This is a genomic window from Actinotignum sanguinis (assembly GCF_030230305.1).
GTDB classification, from domain to species: Bacteria; Actinomycetota; Actinomycetes; order Actinomycetales; family Actinomycetaceae; genus Actinotignum; species Actinotignum sanguinis.
Genome location: NZ_JASPCQ010000008.1, coordinates 1 through 17,309, shown reverse-complemented (window position 1 = coordinate 17,309; position 17,309 = coordinate 1). Strand labels below are relative to the sequence as shown.

Below are 17,309 nucleotides of genomic sequence, written 5' to 3'. Positions count from 1 at the left end.
CATGGAAGATTTTCTTGCTTTGCCCCTGCCGGCGCAGATCGCCCTGGGAATCGTGGCACTTATTCAACTCGCCCTGCTGATCACCAGCCTGGTGCTGCTCTCACGGTGGCCGGAACGGCAGCTCGCCGGAGTGCCGCGCCTGGGCTGGGTGGTGATTGTTCTACTCGGCTCGCTGGTGGGCACGTTGCTGTTCCTCTTTATGTACGCGCGGGCGCGCACGGCACTGGCGCAGCGGCGGGCCTGGGAAAAACAGCGTGCTGCCGGAGCTGGAACGCACACGGCCGGAACTCAAACGGCTGGAACGCACACGGCCGCGGCGTTGGGAACAACGCAAGGCGCGGCGCAAGCGCCCGCAACACAAGCCGCCAGCGCGAGCGAAACGGTGCGTGAGCTTTATGGATAAAACGTACGCGGTTCACACCGAAAATCTCAGTAAAAATTTTGGGGGACTCGCGGCCCTCACGAATGTCAATGTGCACGTGCCCGAGGGCTCGGTTTACGGGTTGATCGGCGGAAACGGCGCCGGGAAAACTACCACAATTAAAATTCTGCTGGGGCTTATCGCCGCCAGTTCCGGCACGGCGCGGGTGCTCGGGCGTGAGCGGGGGACGCTGCCGGCCGCCCCGGTGCCCGGCGTCGCCTATCTTCCGGACGTGCCCAGCTTGCCGGGGTGGATGAGCGCGCCGCAGGCCCTCGAATTCTTCGGTGAGCTTTCTGGGGTAGAACGCGCGATTGCCCGGCGCCGCGCCGCCAATCTGCTGGAGCTGGTGGGCTTGACCCGCGCCCCGGGGAATATCGGCGGATTTTCCCGCGGCATGACGCAGCGCCTGGGCATCGCTTTGGCCCTGGTGGGTGCCCCGCGGCTCCTGGTGCTGGACGAACCGACGAGCGCCCTCGACCCGCTGGGGCGCGCGGATGTGCTCAATATTATTCGCGAGCTTTCCGGGCACACCACGGTGCTTCTCACCTCGCATCTGCTCGCGGATGTGCAGCAGGTGTGTGACCACGTGGGGATGTTGCACGAGGGCACCCTTCTTGCCGAAGGCCCCCTCGATGAGGTGCTCGCTCTTTATCGGCCCGAACGCGCCACGGTGCAGGTGAGCGTGGAGCGCGCGAATACCGCGGCGGCCCGTACCGCCATCGCGGCGGCGTGCGAGGCCGCGGGTGTGGAAGCGCGCCTGGAAGTCGCCCTGCCCTCGCTTCAGCATGTGTACGAGTACCTCTCGCGCGGAAAGGTAAGCCAATGAATTCTGCGGAAATTCGTACCGGAAACCGCGCGGTGCTGCGGTACGACCTGCGCAGGCTGGCGCGGGTGCCCAGCACGTGGGTGGTACTCGGCCTGGCGCTGCTGCTCGCGGTTATCTCCCCGCTGACGGCGCTTTACGCCCCGGATATTATTGCTGCGCTGGCCGGGCCTGATACCGCGGCCGCACTCGGCGCGGCCATGCCCGAGCCGACCTGGATCCAGGCGCACGCGCAATGGGTGAAAAACCTCCACCAGATTTTCGGGATCCTTTTTGTGATGCTCGGCGCCTACCAGATTGTTACCGGGCTGCTCGGTGGCACGGTGGTTGTGATCGTCACGCGTTCGGTGAGCCGCGCGGCAGTTTTCGCCGGGAAAATGCTGAGCACGGTTCTGTTGGTGGCGGCGGTGGCCTTCGGCGGGAGCGCGGTGGCCGGCATCCTCACCCGTATTCTTTTCGACGACGGCGCCGTGTGGGCGCTCCTAGGAGCCGCGGCGCTCTGGCTGCTCGCGATTATTTTCCTGCTTTCCGTGGTGGTGCTGGACGCGGTGGCGACGGGAAATATGTTGGCCAGCGCCGGTATCGGTTTCGTTGCCTACCTCGTGCTGGCTTTCGGCGGCATGTGGGAGGCGGGCGCGCGCTATAGCCCGCTCGGTTTGAATGATGCGGTGGGTGCCGTGGCGAGTGGCGCTGCGGTCCAGGGGCTGTGGTGGATAGTAACGACGACGGCGCTCGCTACCGGCGTGCTCCTCTGGCTAGCCCTGCGCCTCTACCGGCGCCGCCCGCTCGGGTAAGCGGGAGGGAAGTGCCTCTAGAGAGTTCGTACGGAATGGCGTACGCTACCGGTATGAACGTTATAACCACGACCGCGGCTAGAGCGAATCTGTATCGTCTTATCGATGAAGTAAATGAGGAAAGTACGCCGGTCACTATTTCCGGACAACGCCATAACGCTGTCCTGGTTGGGGAAGATGACTGGCGTGCTATTCAAGAAACCTTGTATTTGTCGAAGATTCCCGGTTTCGTTGAGTCGGTAAAGGAGGCTCGGCGTGAGGGCGGCACGAGTGAGGCTCTCGATTGGTAGAGGCGTGGTCGTTAGAATTCTCTCGTCAGGCTCGAAGGGACGCGAAACTTCTCTCTCAAAGCGGCCTTAAAATCAAAGCCGCCAAGTTGCTCGAAATCTTAACGCGCGATCCCTTTGAGACACCGCCGCGATACGAGAAGCTTATTGGTGAACTTTCGGGATGCTTTTCGCGAAGGATCAATATTCAGCATCGCCTTGTTTACGAAGTGGATGAAGAACGTAGGTGTGTCACGATTCTAAGGATGTGGACGCACTACGAGTAAATCTGGCAAGTGTTAGGAAACCCCAGTTTCACTGCATCGGTGAGCCAAGCCCGTCGCGCGGGCGGGGCAAGCGGTTCGCTTGAGCAGTAAAACTAGGCCGCGCTTTAAACAAGGTACGTGCGGATGTCGAATTATTTGCGCTTATTACTGGCGCTTTCCGTACAAAAGCAGCGCTTCGCTCACCCGAGCCTGGGAATCCGGGCTGAGCCGCAAAAGGCTAAATTCTTTGAGAATACGGCGCACGAAATCCTCATCAGGGAATTGGCCCCACTGGTATTCTCCGGGATACTTTTCCACCAATACGCGCGCCATATTATAAATTTCGCGCAGCGGAATCTCACTGAGAATCCGGCCAGGATAGGGCCGGTAGTAATGCCAATTCTCCGGGTAGACATCCTCAGGCCATACGAATTCTTGGCCCTCGGAATCATCAACGAAAATCTGATCCTGAGGGATGAACGTATCGAGTATTTTGTTAACCTTCTCGGAAGTCCGTTGCCGCCCGAACCTCTTAACAATCGCTACCCGCAAGGACTGCAAAGGAAGTGGTGCACTCTCTTCGATCATCTCCCGCACAGCTTCGCGTACTTCGGCTGTTCGCGCGGTAGACATGGGGAATTCCAGCTCCTCCCGACTCCCCAAGGGCGACGTGTCCGGGAGGGTTAGAGGTGCTGGGCATGGCGGAATATCCGCGCCCCAGTCATCAACGCTCGCGCTTGTTTGACGGGCGGATTTTCCGGGTTGCGTGCCGTGTTTTTCCCACGCCTCCCCAAAACGCCAGCGTTCCTCAGAAGTATCAGTGGGATTTTCCGGGGTGGCTGGTTTGAGAGCGACCCGAATTGTACTTCGCTTCGGTTGCGGGGCAGATTGCGGGGTTGGTTGCGGATCCTCCTGGGTGCCGCGTTGAGCTGGCTCAGCCGCACGTTTCGCTTTTGTGGGCGTGCTGCGCTGCATAGAAGGTACTTCGCGCCAGGTGAGGGCCGGTTCGACATCCGGGTCCTGGTGGGTGCGTACCGGGGCGCGGTTGGCACTTACCGGGTCGCGGCGGGTGAGGTCAGGCTTCGGAGTGAGTTCCCCATGTTGAGAGAGATCCTCGCAGGGCGCGGCATCGCTATCCGCGGCAGCCTCGCGGGTGAGTTTGGCTTTGCGGCCAGCCAGCTTTTTCGCGGCACGCTCCTGGCGTTTTTCTGCCTTCCGTTCCTCTTCCTGGTACCGTTCCCTGGCTGCGCGCGCCGAAGCATCAATGCGGTCAATAACCCCAGCCGCATCGCGACGCAGCTCCGGAAGCCACACTCGTTCCACCGCGAGCCAACCCATCATAGAGGTGAGAAGCTGCGGAGTGATGTCACGATCAGTCACGGTGGGGAGCGAACTCCATTTTTCGTCGTCAAACATGACAGCCAGAAGCCACACCTTGCTCCCCGGCTCGCGCACCACGATATCGAGGGTGTAGCTCGAGAGGCCGTAATCGCCCTCCACTTCCCAGCCGCGCTCACGCAGCTCGTGCATGAGTCGGTCACGGACCGGGTTGTCATTAATGCTCAGGGCGCGGGGAATTGCGGAGCTCCCTTCCGCATCCGTATCCGCTGGCGCGGCAGCAGCGCCGTCGTTGTGAGTGCGGGCGCGAGCCCGCAGCATATATTCACGCAAGTCCTGCATTCCGCGCGACCGGGTGCGATTGAGATCGATGTCTTCCGGATCAAACGAGGTGACCACCAGAACCTCACTGCGCGCGCGGGTAATGGCCACATTGAAACGGCGCTCACCGCCTTCGCGGCTGAGCGGCCCGAAATTGAGGGGGAGTGGTCCACCGGGCTCGCGCGGTGAAAATGCGGTTGAGAAAATAATGACATCGCGTTCGTCGCCCTGGACGTTCTCGAGGTTCTTCACGAAAAGTGGATCTTTTTCCTGTTCCATTGCGGCGCGGATAAGCGGATCGCGCGAGTCTTCAAGCAAGTCCAGGATAAGGTTGCGCTGCTGGATATTAAAGGTGACGACACCGATTGACTGGTGCGCTAACGCCGGAGAATTAAGGCGCCGGTGAATATCACGCACAATTTCTTCGGCCTCCACCCGATTGGTTCGGAACGTGGCACCGCGGCTGCGGTCGAATGTTCCATCCACACGCCGCATACTCACACCCGCGCCGCCGAAAAGTCCCGCGCTACCGGGTGACGGGAAACTGGAGAGTTTGCCTTCGTAATATGCCTCATTAGAGAAGGCGATCAGGGATTCATCCCGCGAGCGGTAGTGCCAGGACAGCCAGAGGCGCGGAAGGCCCGATTCAACGGCCTCAGAAAGAATAGACTCCAAATCGCTTACGACTGTCTCCACAAGCGGGCGATCTGGATCGTCGAGGTCCTCATCGTCGCCGCTGAAAGGACCGGTTTTCCCGAAACGAGTAGGCGGCATCTGCCGGCTGTCTCCGGAAATAATAACCGCTTTGGCACGGCCGATAGCACCCATTGCCTGATCAACGGTAATTTGGCTCGCTTCATCAAAAATGACGACGTCGAAAACTACGGCAGTGGGATCTACGAAAGTGGCGAGCGATGCCGGACTCGCAAAGAAACAGGGAGTGGCTTCTAGGATCTCCTCGGTGAATTCTTCAAGCAACGAGCGGAAGCTGCGCGCCCCGCGTTTGCGATCCAGGTTGCGCCGCAGAGTGCCTACTTTTCCGTGGAGTTCCCCGGGGCGGAAGGAACGACGCGCCATGAGAGTGGCCGGCAGTGCCTGGGTGGCTTCACCTTGAATGGTGGCGAACGCTTCCTGGAGACGTGCAAGATCCGAGCTATTTTGTTCCGATAGGGAAATATGACCGCTGAAGGAACGCATGCGTTCTTCGGCGCTGGTGGAGGCTACTCCACGGCGGAACGCGAGGGAGATATCGCGGTCTGGCACTTCACCCATTTCGATTTGGTGTTGGAATTCTTCCAGACCGTTGTCGCGCAAGATAGCGGTGGCGCGGCGCCACTCAACCGCGGCAGCTAGGGAATCTCGCCCGGCTGCTGACCAGCGCGGATACCATTCTTTAAAAACGCTCATCCACCGGTTCTCCGCGGGGAGCTGTAGATCGGCGGCATGCACCCAGGAATTCCAGCTGGCGCTGATCACCTCGAGCGCGGCGCGCACATCATCCATGTTGTTTGCGCGGCGAGTCAACTCAACCAAGGCGGGGAAGCGGGTAGATAGTTCCACAGAACGCTCGAGAGAGCTCGCGGCCTCCGCGAGAGCTGCCGGAGCGCTCGGGTCGCTGAGGGGAACGCTCACTCGCTGCCGGGCTCCTGGAATACTCTCTAATTCGGTCTCCAGATCCGCAACCGCGCGGCGCATATAGCTGAGCCGACCGAGCGCTGCTCGGACTGTATCGGGAGAGTGCTCTCCCTCGATATCTGGCTCTTTACCTGCGGGCAGCGCCGGGATGAGGGCCGAACGATAGGCAGCCAAGCGTTTCTTTTTCCCGAAGAAGCCGCCCTCCGCGAGATCATCGAGCGCGTGAGTGAGTGAGGAGGTCTCGCCGTACGCGAAGAATGTGGGAGAGAAAAGGTCGGTGAAAAACTTCAGTTCGGGAGCGAGCCGGGCAAGTTTATCGGCAACTGAGGCGATTTTCCACGTGGATGAGGCCAGATGCCGTGCTTCAGCCGGATCCAATAAAGGCGTTGTGCCATCGAGTGCTTTGCGCACGTCCGCAAGCGGAACACTCTCGAGGGTATCGGCAATCTCCGGGTAGTGCTCGCAGTGCGCGGCCATGATCGCGAGCCCGTCAAAAGCGCGTATGAGCTCAGGGAGCGGGGCGTGATGAGGGCCTACCAGCCGCCAGGCGGACATAGCGGCCAGATCGGTACTGCGCGCTCGCACCGCGATATTGGGCAGAGCTTCGTCAATAGCAGCAATAGTCGCACGTGCATTCGGATCGGTGACACAGCGTTGCGGAACTACCGCTACCGCACCCTCGCCAAGATCGAGGGAGGCGGTGACAGCTGACCATAGCGAATGCCCGGCCGCATTCATTCCGTGCACGAGCGCCGGATAGGCCGCGAGAGGTTCTAAACGGGAGCGTAAGAGTGCGCGCGCATTATCCCAGCGGTGCATATCGTAATGAACACTCGCATCAATCGCGCCGCGCAATTGATCCCGAATCGCCTGCGGGCGCTGCTCTCCACCGTGTAAATCGAGAATAAAAGGTGCCAGGCCGATACGCTCCATACGTGTTTTAACGACGTCGAGCGCAGCCTGCTTCTCCGCTACGAACAGTATCCGTTTCCCCTGTTCTAGGAGATGGGCCAGAATATTCGTAATTGTTTGAGATTTCCCGGTTCCCGGAGGGCCTTCCACCACGAAGCTATATCCCTTGCCGGCAGCCGATACCACGCGCATCTGCGCGCCATCCGCGGGAATAGGAAGATTAAGCTCCGCCTCATTCGGGGTAATGTCCTCAATCGGTGGGAGGTCCCCCGGTTCCACAAAGCTTTCCCCGGGATGCAGCGTTAGGTGTTCAAACACCGGAGATTCCATAAAAATATCCCAGTGATCGCGCAGATCACGCCACATTCCGAACGTGGAGAACTTTGCGATCCCGAGGTACGCATCCCGGGTGACGGTAAAGGGAAGATTTTCGCGGACAAGGGCGGCAGAAATCTCACGGAGAACGTAGTCGATGTCGAGACCGGAGTCATCAAGCTTCGGTTCGGAAAGTGCGGTGATATGCACGCCGTGTTCCTGATGGAGCCATTCCACCAGAGAGTGGTTGGGGGTGGCCTCGGCACTGTTATCGGCTTGGATCGTGAAACGAGAACGGCCCGAACCGCCCCGTAGCCGTACCGGGAGCAGGAAAAGCGGTGCGCGGGCATCTTTTCCGTTTTTGCTCGTATAGCGCATCGTTCCGAGCATGAGGTAAAGATTGGCGGATCCCGTTTCTTCTGCAAGAGTTTTCGTGGTACGGGCCAAGTTTTTAAAGAAGTCGGCGTAACGGTAGTCCGTCACGTGCCCGAAAAGGATTCCACGTTCGCTCAATTCGGAGCTCACCTCAGAATCGGATAAATCACTGACATCCGTGGTTCCGCGTAGGAAACGATTATCGGAAAGATCATCCTGAGCTCGCATCGTAATACGATCCCCGCGCGAGATGCGATCGTCGATATCCGCCAGCATTCCGGCCCGGACCTCGAATTCAAGAACTTCCTTAGCCGGTTTGATATTGAGGAGTCGGTTGCGCAAGGTGAGATCCAATAGCTCGCGCTTCCAGCGCTGGACACGCGCGGGGGCCGGATCTGCTGTATCCAAGGTGAGATGATCCGCGGAGTCTTCCAGCCGCAATTGCTGTACTAGCTTTCCGGCAGCCCGAATATCAGCCGCGGGGGAGGACAACTGAGTGCTAGAAGTGGAGGTGTCTCCTGCGGTTGCGGTGTCCGGCAGCGCGGAGGCCGGCGGCGCTTGGGTGGGAAGCGGGCGCAGGCCGTCTCTATGGGATTCTGTCAGTCCGATGAGGGCAAGGACGGTACCGTCTGTGAGCTGTGCCTTGGTGCGGTTGAGATTATCGGAGAAGCTGAGTGAGGCATCGTAAAAAGTGGCATCTAAGGCAAGGACCGCACCGGAGCGTAAATAATTATTGATGGCGGCCGGTTCGGTAATAACCGGTTCGCGCAGACCATCCTCCGTGGTTGCAATGCCGACAAGGGCATGGCCCGGCACCAGGATAATAACCGGAAGAAGGCCGCATGCCTGCGCTAAAGCCGCATACGCGAGGACCAGGTCGATACAGGTCCCCGCTTGTGCGGTGAGAACTTCCTCAGTGGTGCGAATGCGCTGGCCGGTATTCTCGAAAGAGGCAGGCGGGGTGACGTAACGGATATCTTCAGCAGCTAAGACTGCGTAGACCGCGGACATAATCTGGAGAACCCGCTCGGTACCGGCCTGGTACCCCTGCACTGAGGCATCCCCGGTAGCCTCTTTGAGCAAATCAGAAACCTTGCGCACAAGCGCGGGAATTTGCGGTGCATTGGGCTGAGCGAAAGCTGCCAGGGACTCAAAATACGCCGGAGCGTGGAACCACTCATTCGGAGCGAGGATACGCAAACTGGTGCGGGCGCTTTCGGCCGTGCTACTTCCTTCGCACCGCAGGTGTGCCTCAAGGGTGCCCGGTTGTGATTCGGTAGCTTGTAACAGAGGATTATTCGGATCTAGGCGAGTCTGTTCAAGGAAACGAGGCGCTATCGCGGTAGTTTTTCCGGGGCGAAGTTCGGGGACGGGAACGGTGATGTCAAATAGTAGATTCGAGCCAATGCGGGCGGTGAGTTCCAGATGTGCGCATTCGCTCGCCTCGCTTTCTGAGCTATTGGAAACGAGGATATTTTTGACAACCGGAACCTGGTTATGGGCGAGTGCCCAGCCAGTTTTCCCGGCATAGGAGATCTCAACACGGAGGATTCCGGATTCCACAACAAGAACGTCGACTCCCTCAGATCCCACTCCGCTCATTCCCGCTAGTGCCTTTCCGTATGGTTTTCATTCGCCGTGTCCCCATTGGCAAACGGCAATATCCTCGACAGTCCACGTGCTATGTTACTCCGGATAGTCCCCGCACAGGCGGGTATTTTGATCCGCGGAACACTTCCCGAACGTCCAGAATGTGAACAAGATGTCTCAAAATCTGGAATTTACATTAGTCTCGAGAGCGCGCGGTTTCCCCGGCGCGGCACGCGCCGGGCGGCGTCGTACCGAAAAGAACGCGGCAAGGAACCTTGCGTGAACGTTTCGCGGAGAAACGCAAGCACCCACGGATGAGAGAAATAAGGAGGCCCGCGTGGCTGAAGGATATGTGCACTGGAATGGCGAACTGAATACGGAAGCCACCCAGCTACTTCGCGCGGGCGGCGCCATGTGCGTGCTCCCCACCAAGGTCGGCTATATTATCGCCACCACGGATTCGGCCGGGCTGGAACGGAAATTTGCGGTGAAGAATCGCAAGCGCAATAAGCCCGCCGTGGTGCTGTGCGGCTCTATGGAAGAACTGGAAACCCTGGCGCAGCTGACCCCGGAGATCCGCGATTTTTACCAGAAGAACTGGGATGCAGATATCCTCATGGGCTGCATCCTGCCGTGGCGGGCCGAGGCGGCTGAAAAATACATTCCCGAAGAAGGTGAAGCGCGTAACCTGGTGCGCGACGGGCGCGGAACCTCCTGCTTCGTGATCCGCTACGGCAAGGCCGCCGAGCAGATCGCCGCGGAGCTGTGGGAAAAAGATAAGAAGCTCGTTTTCGCCTCCTCAGCGAACCCCTCCGGGCGTGGGAACCGTGGCAAAGTGGAAGGGATAGGAACCGATATTGCCACCGAAGCGGACCTGGTGATCGAAGCCGATGATTACGTGACGTCCATCCAGCCTGATGCCTCCGAAGCTACGCGCTGGGAGCAGGGCGTTATGGTGTCCTTCGTTGATGCGGCGGGGAACCTTGTTCCCGAGCAGAACGGGCAGCGCATGGTCACCCCCGCGCCGGTGCTTATCCGCAAGGGTGTGTACCTGGATCGGATTCTCCAGCTGCTTTCGGAATCCTTCCTCAGCTGGGATTTCCGGCAGGGAGCGTACTACTAAAGAGCTTCGCGAATCCCGAGCCACTGGTTCCACCCGTGGTGGAGAACCAGCCAGGCCATGAGCCCGTAACCGGCCTGGCGGGGAGTGTAACCCCCGCTCAGGTCCATATCGGTATTCCACTGTTCGTGATCAACGAGTGGGCTGAAAGTATCAACGAAGGGGAAACGCCGTCGCTCCGTGACATCCCGGTAGGCATTGGACAAATTGAGCTGCACATCGCGGGGCAGATCCGGGCGCGGAGGCGGGCCTACCACGAAGGGGCGCATCCGCATCCGGTCCGCGGAATCCAGCAGATTTGCCAGGTGCAGGCGTGCCCGCGCCAGGGTGCCGCCGCGCTCCAGATCGTGACTGCCCAGCCCGATCACCAGGCGTGCTTCAATTTCCGGCCCGGTACGTAAAGCAACTTCCCGTTCCCAGCGCTCGGCCATCTCCGAAATGGTTTCACCGGGAACCGCCAAGGTGAGAGGGAGAAGCGGAGGATCGGTGAGAGTGCGTGCCATAACGCGGCCCGTCCACCCGAGCGCCCGCGCATCGCCGTACCCGGCCACCAACTCATCGCCTATGAAGATGACACGTAAAGAATCCACGGCTGCCTCCCTTGTTACTACGTAAATCCTACCGTGCTTGCCGCGGGGTCCGGTTACGTATGCGCGCGCCCGCGCGGCTCACCCACGCGGTTCTGCTCACGCACGCGCTTCGGCTCACGCCCGCGCTTCGGCTCACGCACTACGGCTCCCGCGCGGGAGGTGGGAATCGCTAGACTGCAAGAAGTACCTATCTTGGAGTTTATGTGACCAACGCTCTTCTCTTACTTCTTGGCATCCTCCTCACGCTGGGAACCGCGCTTTTCGTGGCCGCGGAATTCTCCCTGGTGGCCCTGGATCCGGCCGCGGTGGAATCGCGTGCTGCGGAGGACCCGGCTGCCGCCAGCGTGGCCGGACGCCTCCACCACCTCTCCCTTTTCCTGTCCGCGTGCCAGGTGGGCATTACCATCACCACGATCTTGCTCGGCTACGTGGCCCAGCAACCCCTCACGGAGATACTGACGGGCTGGCTCGGTGCGGCCGGGGTGGCACGTGCCGCGGCGGTTGCTATTGCCGCGGCCGCGGCCTTCCTCCTCGTCAATCTCTTCTCCATGCTCTTCGGGGAACTGGTGCCAAAAAATATGGCGCTGGCCGAACCGCTGCGCACGGCGGCCCGGGTGGGCGGCCCGTTGCACGCCTTCAGCGTGGTCTTCAAACCCGTGATCGTTTCCTTTAACGCCACCGCGAACTGGCTGCTGCGCCGCATGGGTGTGGAGCCGGCCGATGAAATCTCCGGGGCGCGCTCGGGTCCGGAACTGGGCGCTCTGGTGCGCCAATCCGCGGCGGCCGGCACCCTGGAGCCTTCCACCGCGCGCCTGCTCACCGCCTCCATTGGCGCGGGCGGGCTCACCGCCATCGATATTATGACCGACCGCGGCCGGGTGGAGTACCTGGAAGAAACAGCCTCGGCGGCGGATGTTATTACCGCGGCCCGCACCACCGGCTTCTCGCGTTTCCCCGTGGTGGGCGAGGGTGGCCTGGACGATATCCGCGGTTTCGCGCACCTGCGCCCCGCGGTGGCCATTCCCGCCGAGCGGCGCGCGGATGTGCCCGTTACGTCTTCCTCGGTGATGCGCGAAGCATTTGCGGTGCCCGAAACGATGGAATTGCCCGAGCTCCTGGTGGTGCTCCGGGATATCGGTGGCCAAACGGCCGTCGTCGTTGATGAATACGGCGGTACCTCCGGAATCGTGACGCTCGAGGACGCCGTGGAAGAAATCGTCGGCAATATCGCGGACGAACACGACCGTCGCGGCGGCGGCGCGCGCCGCACCGCACCGGGAACCTGGGTGGTGCCCGGATTGCTGCGCCCGGATGAAGCTTTCCGTATCTGCGGGGTGCGCCTGCCCGAAGACGGCCCCTACGAAACCCTCGGCGGGCTGATTATGGCGGAACTTGGCCGCATTCCCGTGGTGGGGGACACGGTGGAGGTCGACGACGCCCAGCTGACCGTGCGTGCTATGGACGAGCGACGCGTGGAAACGGTGGAGGTGAAAATCCATGAGTAATACCCTCGCCCTTATCCTCACCGTACTGTTGCTCGCCGGAAACGCCTATTTCGTGGCCTGCGAATTCGCCTTGACCGCCTCGCGGCCCTCCCGCCTGGAACCGCTGGCGGAAACCAACCCGCGCGCCGCGAAAACCCTGGCGGCATCCCGTAACCTCAACGAAATGCTGGCCGCCTGTCAGCTCGGCGTGACCCTGTGCTCGGTGGCGCTCGGGGCGCTCGCGGAACCGGCGCTCGCGGCTCTGCTACTGGTGCCGCTAGCCGCGGTGGGTGCCGGGCCGGTCCTTGCCCACACGATAGCTTTCGTGCTGGCACTGCTGCTCGTGACGGCATTGCACGTGATTCTGGGAGAAATGGTGCCGAAGAATCTCGCGGTCACCCACCCCGAACGCCTCGGCATGCTTTTTGTGCCCTCGCTCCTGGTGTTTGATCGAGTATTCCGCCCGGTGACCGGATCGCTCAACTGGCTCGCGGTGCATATCGTTTCCTGGATGGGGATGAAACCTAAAGACGAGGTCATTTCCGCTTTTACCGCCTCGGAAGTGGCGGCGATTGTGCACGCCTCCCAGGCGGCCGGGGTGCTCCAAGATACCCAGGGGCTCATCACCGGAGCGCTGGAATTTTCCGAACACCGGGTGGGGGATACCATGCTGCCCCTCGAAAAAGTGGTGACCTGCCCGCGTAACGCCACGCCCGCGCAGGTGGAACGCCTGGTCGCGGATCACGGGTATTCGCGTTTCCCGCTGGTCAGTGGCGGGAATATCGTTGGGTACATTCACGTGAAAGATATTCTCGACGCCGCGCAGCGCGACCTGCCTATCTCTGCCCGGTTGGTGCGCCCGGTCCGCAGCCTCGCTGCCAGCACCAGCGTGGAGGATGCCCTGCGAACCATGCAAACCTCGGGAACGCATATGGCCATCGTGGAAGATAACGGAACGGTAACGGGTGTGATCTTCCTCGAAGACGTCATTGAAGACCTCGTGGGTGACGTGCGTGATTCCATGCAGCGCCGCTCCTAAAACCGCAAGATAGCGCGGATTTAGTGGGGTGCGGTGGCGATGCTCAGCGAGCGCATCGGCGCGGGGAGTGCGGGGTGCACTACGGCTCATGTGGTGAAAACTCTTTGCCTTTCGAGCGCTGACCGTTATCATTTTGTAACAGTGATAGGCCGGTGGATTGACCGGTCTCAGGGCGGGGAAAATTAGGAGAGCAGTGAGCGCGGCACACCACACCTCTCGCGGCGGGCGCAGGGCCGTCCGGGCGAGTGAGGCTCCGCAGGAGCGTGGCGGGAAACGCGCCGTGCGCAACGCTGCGGATGCGGGTGCGGGGCTTTCGCGGCCCGCGGGCTCGCGCGCGGCGGCTGCACGCGCAGCGCATCCATCACACGTTGCGCCCGCTGTGCACGCGGTGCACGCAATTCCCACTCCGCATGTGGCACCCGCTTCGCCTGAAACTCCTGCGCCTGCTGCCGGCCATGCCCGCCGTGCCGCCGCGCCGGTATCCCGTGCAACTTCCCGAGTGGTGGCTAGCGCAGAAAGTACTGGCCAGGTGCGCACCTCCGGTAAACGGGCCGAAGCTTCGCAATCCACGCGGCGCGGGCGCCGCGCCGCCGCCGTCGCTCCTGCTGTAACGGATGTAACGGTTGCAACGGTCGTAACGGTCGCCCCACCCGCATCGCTCGCTCCCGTTACCACCGCAGTGGCGGGCGCAACGCTCGCAACGGTGCGGGAACTTCCCGCGCGCGGCAAACGTGCCCGCGCTGCGGTGCCGGCAAGCACCGAACCGCTTACTGCACCGCCGGAAGCTACCTCGCAGCCGGAAGCTACCCGGTTAGGCACGCTGCCAGAACCTAACCCAATCAGTGCAGCGCACCCCACCCCGGAACTGAAACCGCAGGTGGAACTGGGGCGCGGGGCCGCTTTCGGCGTCGTTCTTCCTTCTTCTTTGACCGTCGCTGCCTGCGAGGCAGCACCCGCCAGGGGAATTACCACCGATAGCGAGGGCACGGAAGTCCTCTCCGAATCGGATATCGATGCGGCGGTCCGCGCGGGAGAAGCCCGCGGGCGCGCGCAGAACCGGGAGCGTTCGGACCGCATCTTGGCCGGAGCTGCCGCACAATGGGCGGTGGCGCGTTCCGTTTCTCCCTACCGCAATATTCTTATCGGTGCGGTGGCCTGCCTGGGCATGGTACTTCCTGTTATGTCCACCTTGCAGGGCAATGCGGCGCAGGCCGTCAACCCGGCTTTTGTGGCCCCCATGGCCGAAGAATTCACCACCCCGGCCCAGCTCACCGGGGAAGTGGGCGCTATTCAACGCGCCCAGGCTCGCACCGCGGCAGAAAATCCGCGCCGCGCCTGCCCCACCTCCGCCGGCGCCTCCGGCACCCGCGCCGCTTTTGATATCCCCACGGATCGCCTCATCGTCAAGCCGCTTCCCGAGGGAAGTTACCGCCTCACCTCGCCGTTTGGCACCCGCGTGGATCCGATCTCCGGTGAGGTATCCTCTCATGCCGGGCAGGATTTCGGCGCTCCGGCCGGCACCCCGATCCACGCCATTGCCGACGGCGTGGTCAAGCACGCTGGCGAAGGCATCCAGGGCCGCTCAAATAATCTCATTATTATTGAGCACACCATTAACGGGGAAAAATTCAGTTCCTGGTATATCCATATGTACGACGACGGAGTGTTCGTCAAGGCCGGTGACAAGGTCAAGGCCGGTGACGTGATCGGAGCGGTGGGTTCGAATGGCTATTCCACCGGCCCGCACCTCCACCTGGAGATTCACGCCGCGAATGACGAACTCCTCGACCCGCTCGCCTTCTTGGAAGAACGCCAAGCCCAGCCCCTCGAGGCGGATTGCAAGTAATGGGGCGACTCTACGATATTGATGGGCCGGCGCTCATCATCGCCCACCGCGGTGGCGGTAACGAATACCCGGAAAACTCCCTGCGCGCTTTTGATGCGGTGTACCGCGCGGGATTTCGGCATATCGAATCGGATGTACACACCACCGCGGACGGGGTAGCGGTTATCCTCCACGATCCGCTCCTGGACCGCACAACGGACGGCGTCGGCCCGGTCAGCGCGCACACCTGGGCGGAAGTCGCGCAGGTCCGTAACGAAGCCGGAGAACGCCCGCCGCGCCTGGACGAAGTGCTCGACGCTTTCCCGGATGCTGTTTTTAATCTTGACGCGAAATCCGATGCGGCCGTGGAACCGTTGGTGGCGGCGGTGCGGCGCACCGGGGCTGCCGGCCGGGTCTGCCTGGCCAGTTTCTCCCAGGCTCGCGTGGAGCGTATGCGTAGCCAGCTGCCGGGCGCCACATTTTCGCTGGGTCGCTCCGCGGTGGCCTGGCTCATGGCTCTTTCCCGCTTGCCCGGGGTGCAGGGTGTGCGCATCGCCAAATTCCCCGGCTCGCAGCGCGGCTTCCAGGCTGTTCAGGTGCCGGTCGATATCGCGCTGCCCCGCCCGCGTTCGCTACCCCGCCCGCTTTCGCGCTCGCGCCGGGCTGCGGGTGGCGGCAAGCTGGGGCGCCCGGTTCCCGTGCTCACCGCGCGTTTCGTGCAGCTTGCCCACGCGCAGGGCCTGGCGGTGCACGCCTGGACGATTAATTCGACCGCTGAGGCGGAGCGGCTTCTTGACCTGGGTGTTGATGGCATTATTACCGACGAACCGAGCACTATGCGCAGCTATTTCGACCGTTCGCAGTACTCGGTGCGGATTTAAATCCCGGTAGCGGGAGGGGAACGCTGCTGGTAGCGGCGGCGTCGTGTTTATATTCCGCGCGGAAAGCTGCACCGCACGAGCGCGTGCCCACGCGTATTCCCGCGCCACGCTCTCAGCGCAACTGCCGCGACAGCGGTGACGAAGTGCACAGGGGCTGTTAGGCTGAAAGTACCTTGCGGCGTATCGAAGCGCTGCTCCCGCCACATGCAAAGGAGATGTGATGAAGGCTTGGCAATTTACGAATACCAATGAACCGCTTGTTCTCAACGAGGTGCCCGAACCGAAGGCCGGTCCGGGTGAAGTGGTGCTGGAGATGAAGGCGGCGGGTATTTGCCATTCGGATGTTGGGCTGCTCACGGATGAGGGCTGGCTGTCCATGCTCGCCAAGCGTCCTATCACCATCGGGCATGAAAATTCGGGAGTTGTGGCCGAAGTTGGTGAGGGCGTCACGGAGTATCAGGTCGGGGATCGCGTGGGTGTGTGCCCCACCACCGCGGCCGGGGCACCCGGATATAGCTTCGACGGCGGTTTCGCCCCGAAGATGGCCGTTCCGGCTGAAGCGCTTGTTCCCCTTCCGGATGAAGTTGATTTCATTCTCGGTGCCGCAGCAACGGATGCCGGGATGACCTCGCACGCGGCGGTTGTGACCCAGGGCGGCCTGCGCAAGGGCCAGACCGTGGGGATTATTGGTTTGGGCGGCCTGGGGCAAATCGGGGCGCGGGTGGCGGTGCTCGCCGGCGCGGATGTGTACGTGGCTGAAATCAATGAGAAGGTGTGGCCGCTGGCGGAAAAGATCGGTGCCAAGGGCGTGAAGAAGGGCATTAAGGACTTCTCGGACATCACCTTTGATCTCATCGTGGACTTTGCAGGTTTCGGTACCACCACCGCGGATGCCGTGGATGTTATTCGCCGCGATGGCACCGTGGTGGTTGTGGGCATGGGCAAGTTGGAATCCCTTATTTCCACGAAGAGCCTCATCCTCAACCAGTGCCGCCTCATTGGATCTAATGGCGGCACCAAGGCCGATATTGCCGGCGTATACGATTTCATGGCCACCGGCAAGCTCGCCCCGCAGGTGACCACCATCCCCTTCGAGGAGATCCCCGAAGGTATTGAAAAGCTCAAGAACCACGAGGTTGTGGGGCGTTTAGTTGTTGAGTACTAAGCGCCGGTAGCGTTCTCGCGCCTCACGCGGTGTAGGAACGACGGCGCAGCTGCGGCCACCAGCTCAGCACGATGGGGCTGTATCAGAAGTTCCTGTGTGGGAGGGGAGCACCCCGGTTTTCCGGGTGTGCTCCCCTCCTTGTTCCCCAC

13 protein-coding genes are annotated in these 17,309 nt (G+C 61.5%); 11 read left to right on the top strand and 2 right to left on the bottom strand.

What is annotated here, in order from left to right:
* Position 1 precedes the first annotated feature (1 nt).
* Genes QP828_RS05540 through QP828_RS05520 form a run of 5 tightly spaced genes read left to right on the top strand, consistent with a single transcriptional unit; the run spans position 2 to position 2,591 of the window.
* Positions 2–403 carry a hypothetical protein gene (locus QP828_RS05540; RefSeq protein ID WP_274732413.1) on the top strand — a complete coding sequence of 134 codons (402 nt, stop codon included), beginning with the start codon at positions 2–4 and terminating at the stop codon, positions 401–403.
* Entirely contained in the window at positions 396–1,247 is an 852-nt protein-coding gene (locus tag QP828_RS05535; protein ID WP_274778304.1) for an ABC transporter ATP-binding protein, read from the top strand. Before QP828_RS05540 ends, QP828_RS05535 begins: the two co-directional genes overlap by 8 nt.
* Entirely contained in the window at positions 1,244–2,038 is a 795-nt protein-coding gene (locus tag QP828_RS05530) for a hypothetical protein (protein ID WP_274778303.1), read from the top strand. The genes QP828_RS05535 and QP828_RS05530 overlap by 4 nt, the downstream gene beginning before the upstream one ends.
* 53 nt (positions 2,039–2,091) lie before the next feature.
* On the top strand, positions 2,092–2,328 hold the full coding sequence (locus QP828_RS05525) for a type II toxin-antitoxin system Phd/YefM family antitoxin (RefSeq protein ID WP_274732416.1): 237 nt from the start codon (positions 2,092–2,094) through the stop codon (positions 2,326–2,328).
* The gene (locus QP828_RS05520; protein ID WP_274732417.1) at positions 2,322–2,591 is read left to right on the top strand and encodes a Txe/YoeB family addiction module toxin; all 270 of its coding nucleotides are present in this window, start codon (positions 2,322–2,324) and stop codon (positions 2,589–2,591) included. The genes QP828_RS05525 and QP828_RS05520 overlap by 7 nt, the downstream gene beginning before the upstream one ends.
* A gap of 144 nt (positions 2,592–2,735) precedes the next feature.
* Here the strand turns inward: QP828_RS05520 and QP828_RS05515 are convergent, their stop codons facing one another.
* Positions 2,736–9,068 carry a DUF4011 domain-containing protein gene (locus QP828_RS05515; RefSeq protein ID WP_274732418.1) on the bottom strand — a complete coding sequence of 2,111 codons (6,333 nt, stop codon included), beginning with the start codon at positions 9,066–9,068 and terminating at the stop codon, positions 2,736–2,738.
* Between the two features lie 325 nt (positions 9,069–9,393).
* Here QP828_RS05515 and QP828_RS05510 point away from each other — a divergent pair, with 325 nt between their 5' ends.
* On the top strand, positions 9,394–10,179 hold the full coding sequence (locus QP828_RS05510) for an L-threonylcarbamoyladenylate synthase (RefSeq protein ID WP_274732419.1): 786 nt from the start codon (positions 9,394–9,396) through the stop codon (positions 10,177–10,179).
* Here QP828_RS05510 and QP828_RS05505 read toward each other — a convergent pair.
* Complete coding sequence (locus tag QP828_RS05505; RefSeq protein ID WP_274732420.1) at positions 10,176–10,766, bottom strand: GDSL-type esterase/lipase family protein; 591 nt, start codon at positions 10,764–10,766, stop codon at positions 10,176–10,178. The genes QP828_RS05510 and QP828_RS05505 overlap by 4 nt on opposite strands.
* 203 nt (positions 10,767–10,969) lie before the next feature.
* Between QP828_RS05505 and QP828_RS05500 the strand changes: the two genes are divergently transcribed.
* The 5 genes from QP828_RS05500 (at position 10,970) to QP828_RS05480 (ending at position 17,160) form a co-directional block, all read left to right on the top strand.
* Positions 10,970–12,271: a hemolysin family protein gene (locus QP828_RS05500; RefSeq protein ID WP_126134854.1), complete on the top strand. Its 1,302-nt coding sequence runs from the start codon at positions 10,970–10,972 to the stop codon at positions 12,269–12,271.
* Positions 12,264–13,289, top strand: coding sequence for a hemolysin family protein (locus QP828_RS05495; protein WP_274732422.1), 1,026 nt, complete (start codon positions 12,264–12,266; stop codon positions 13,287–13,289). The genes QP828_RS05500 and QP828_RS05495 overlap by 8 nt, the downstream gene beginning before the upstream one ends.
* A gap of 412 nt (positions 13,290–13,701) precedes the next feature.
* Positions 13,702–15,135, top strand: a complete 1,434-nt coding sequence (locus tag QP828_RS05490) for a M23 family metallopeptidase (protein WP_274732423.1) — start codon at positions 13,702–13,704, stop codon at positions 15,133–15,135.
* Positions 15,135–15,995 carry a glycerophosphodiester phosphodiesterase family protein gene (locus tag QP828_RS05485; protein WP_274732424.1) on the top strand — a complete coding sequence of 287 codons (861 nt, stop codon included), beginning with the start codon at positions 15,135–15,137 and terminating at the stop codon, positions 15,993–15,995. The genes QP828_RS05490 and QP828_RS05485 overlap by 1 nt, the downstream gene beginning before the upstream one ends.
* A gap of 220 nt (positions 15,996–16,215) precedes the next feature.
* Complete coding sequence (locus QP828_RS05480) at positions 16,216–17,160, top strand: zinc-binding dehydrogenase (protein ID WP_274732425.1); 945 nt, start codon at positions 16,216–16,218, stop codon at positions 17,158–17,160.
* The last annotated feature ends 149 nt before the right edge of the window (positions 17,161–17,309 follow it).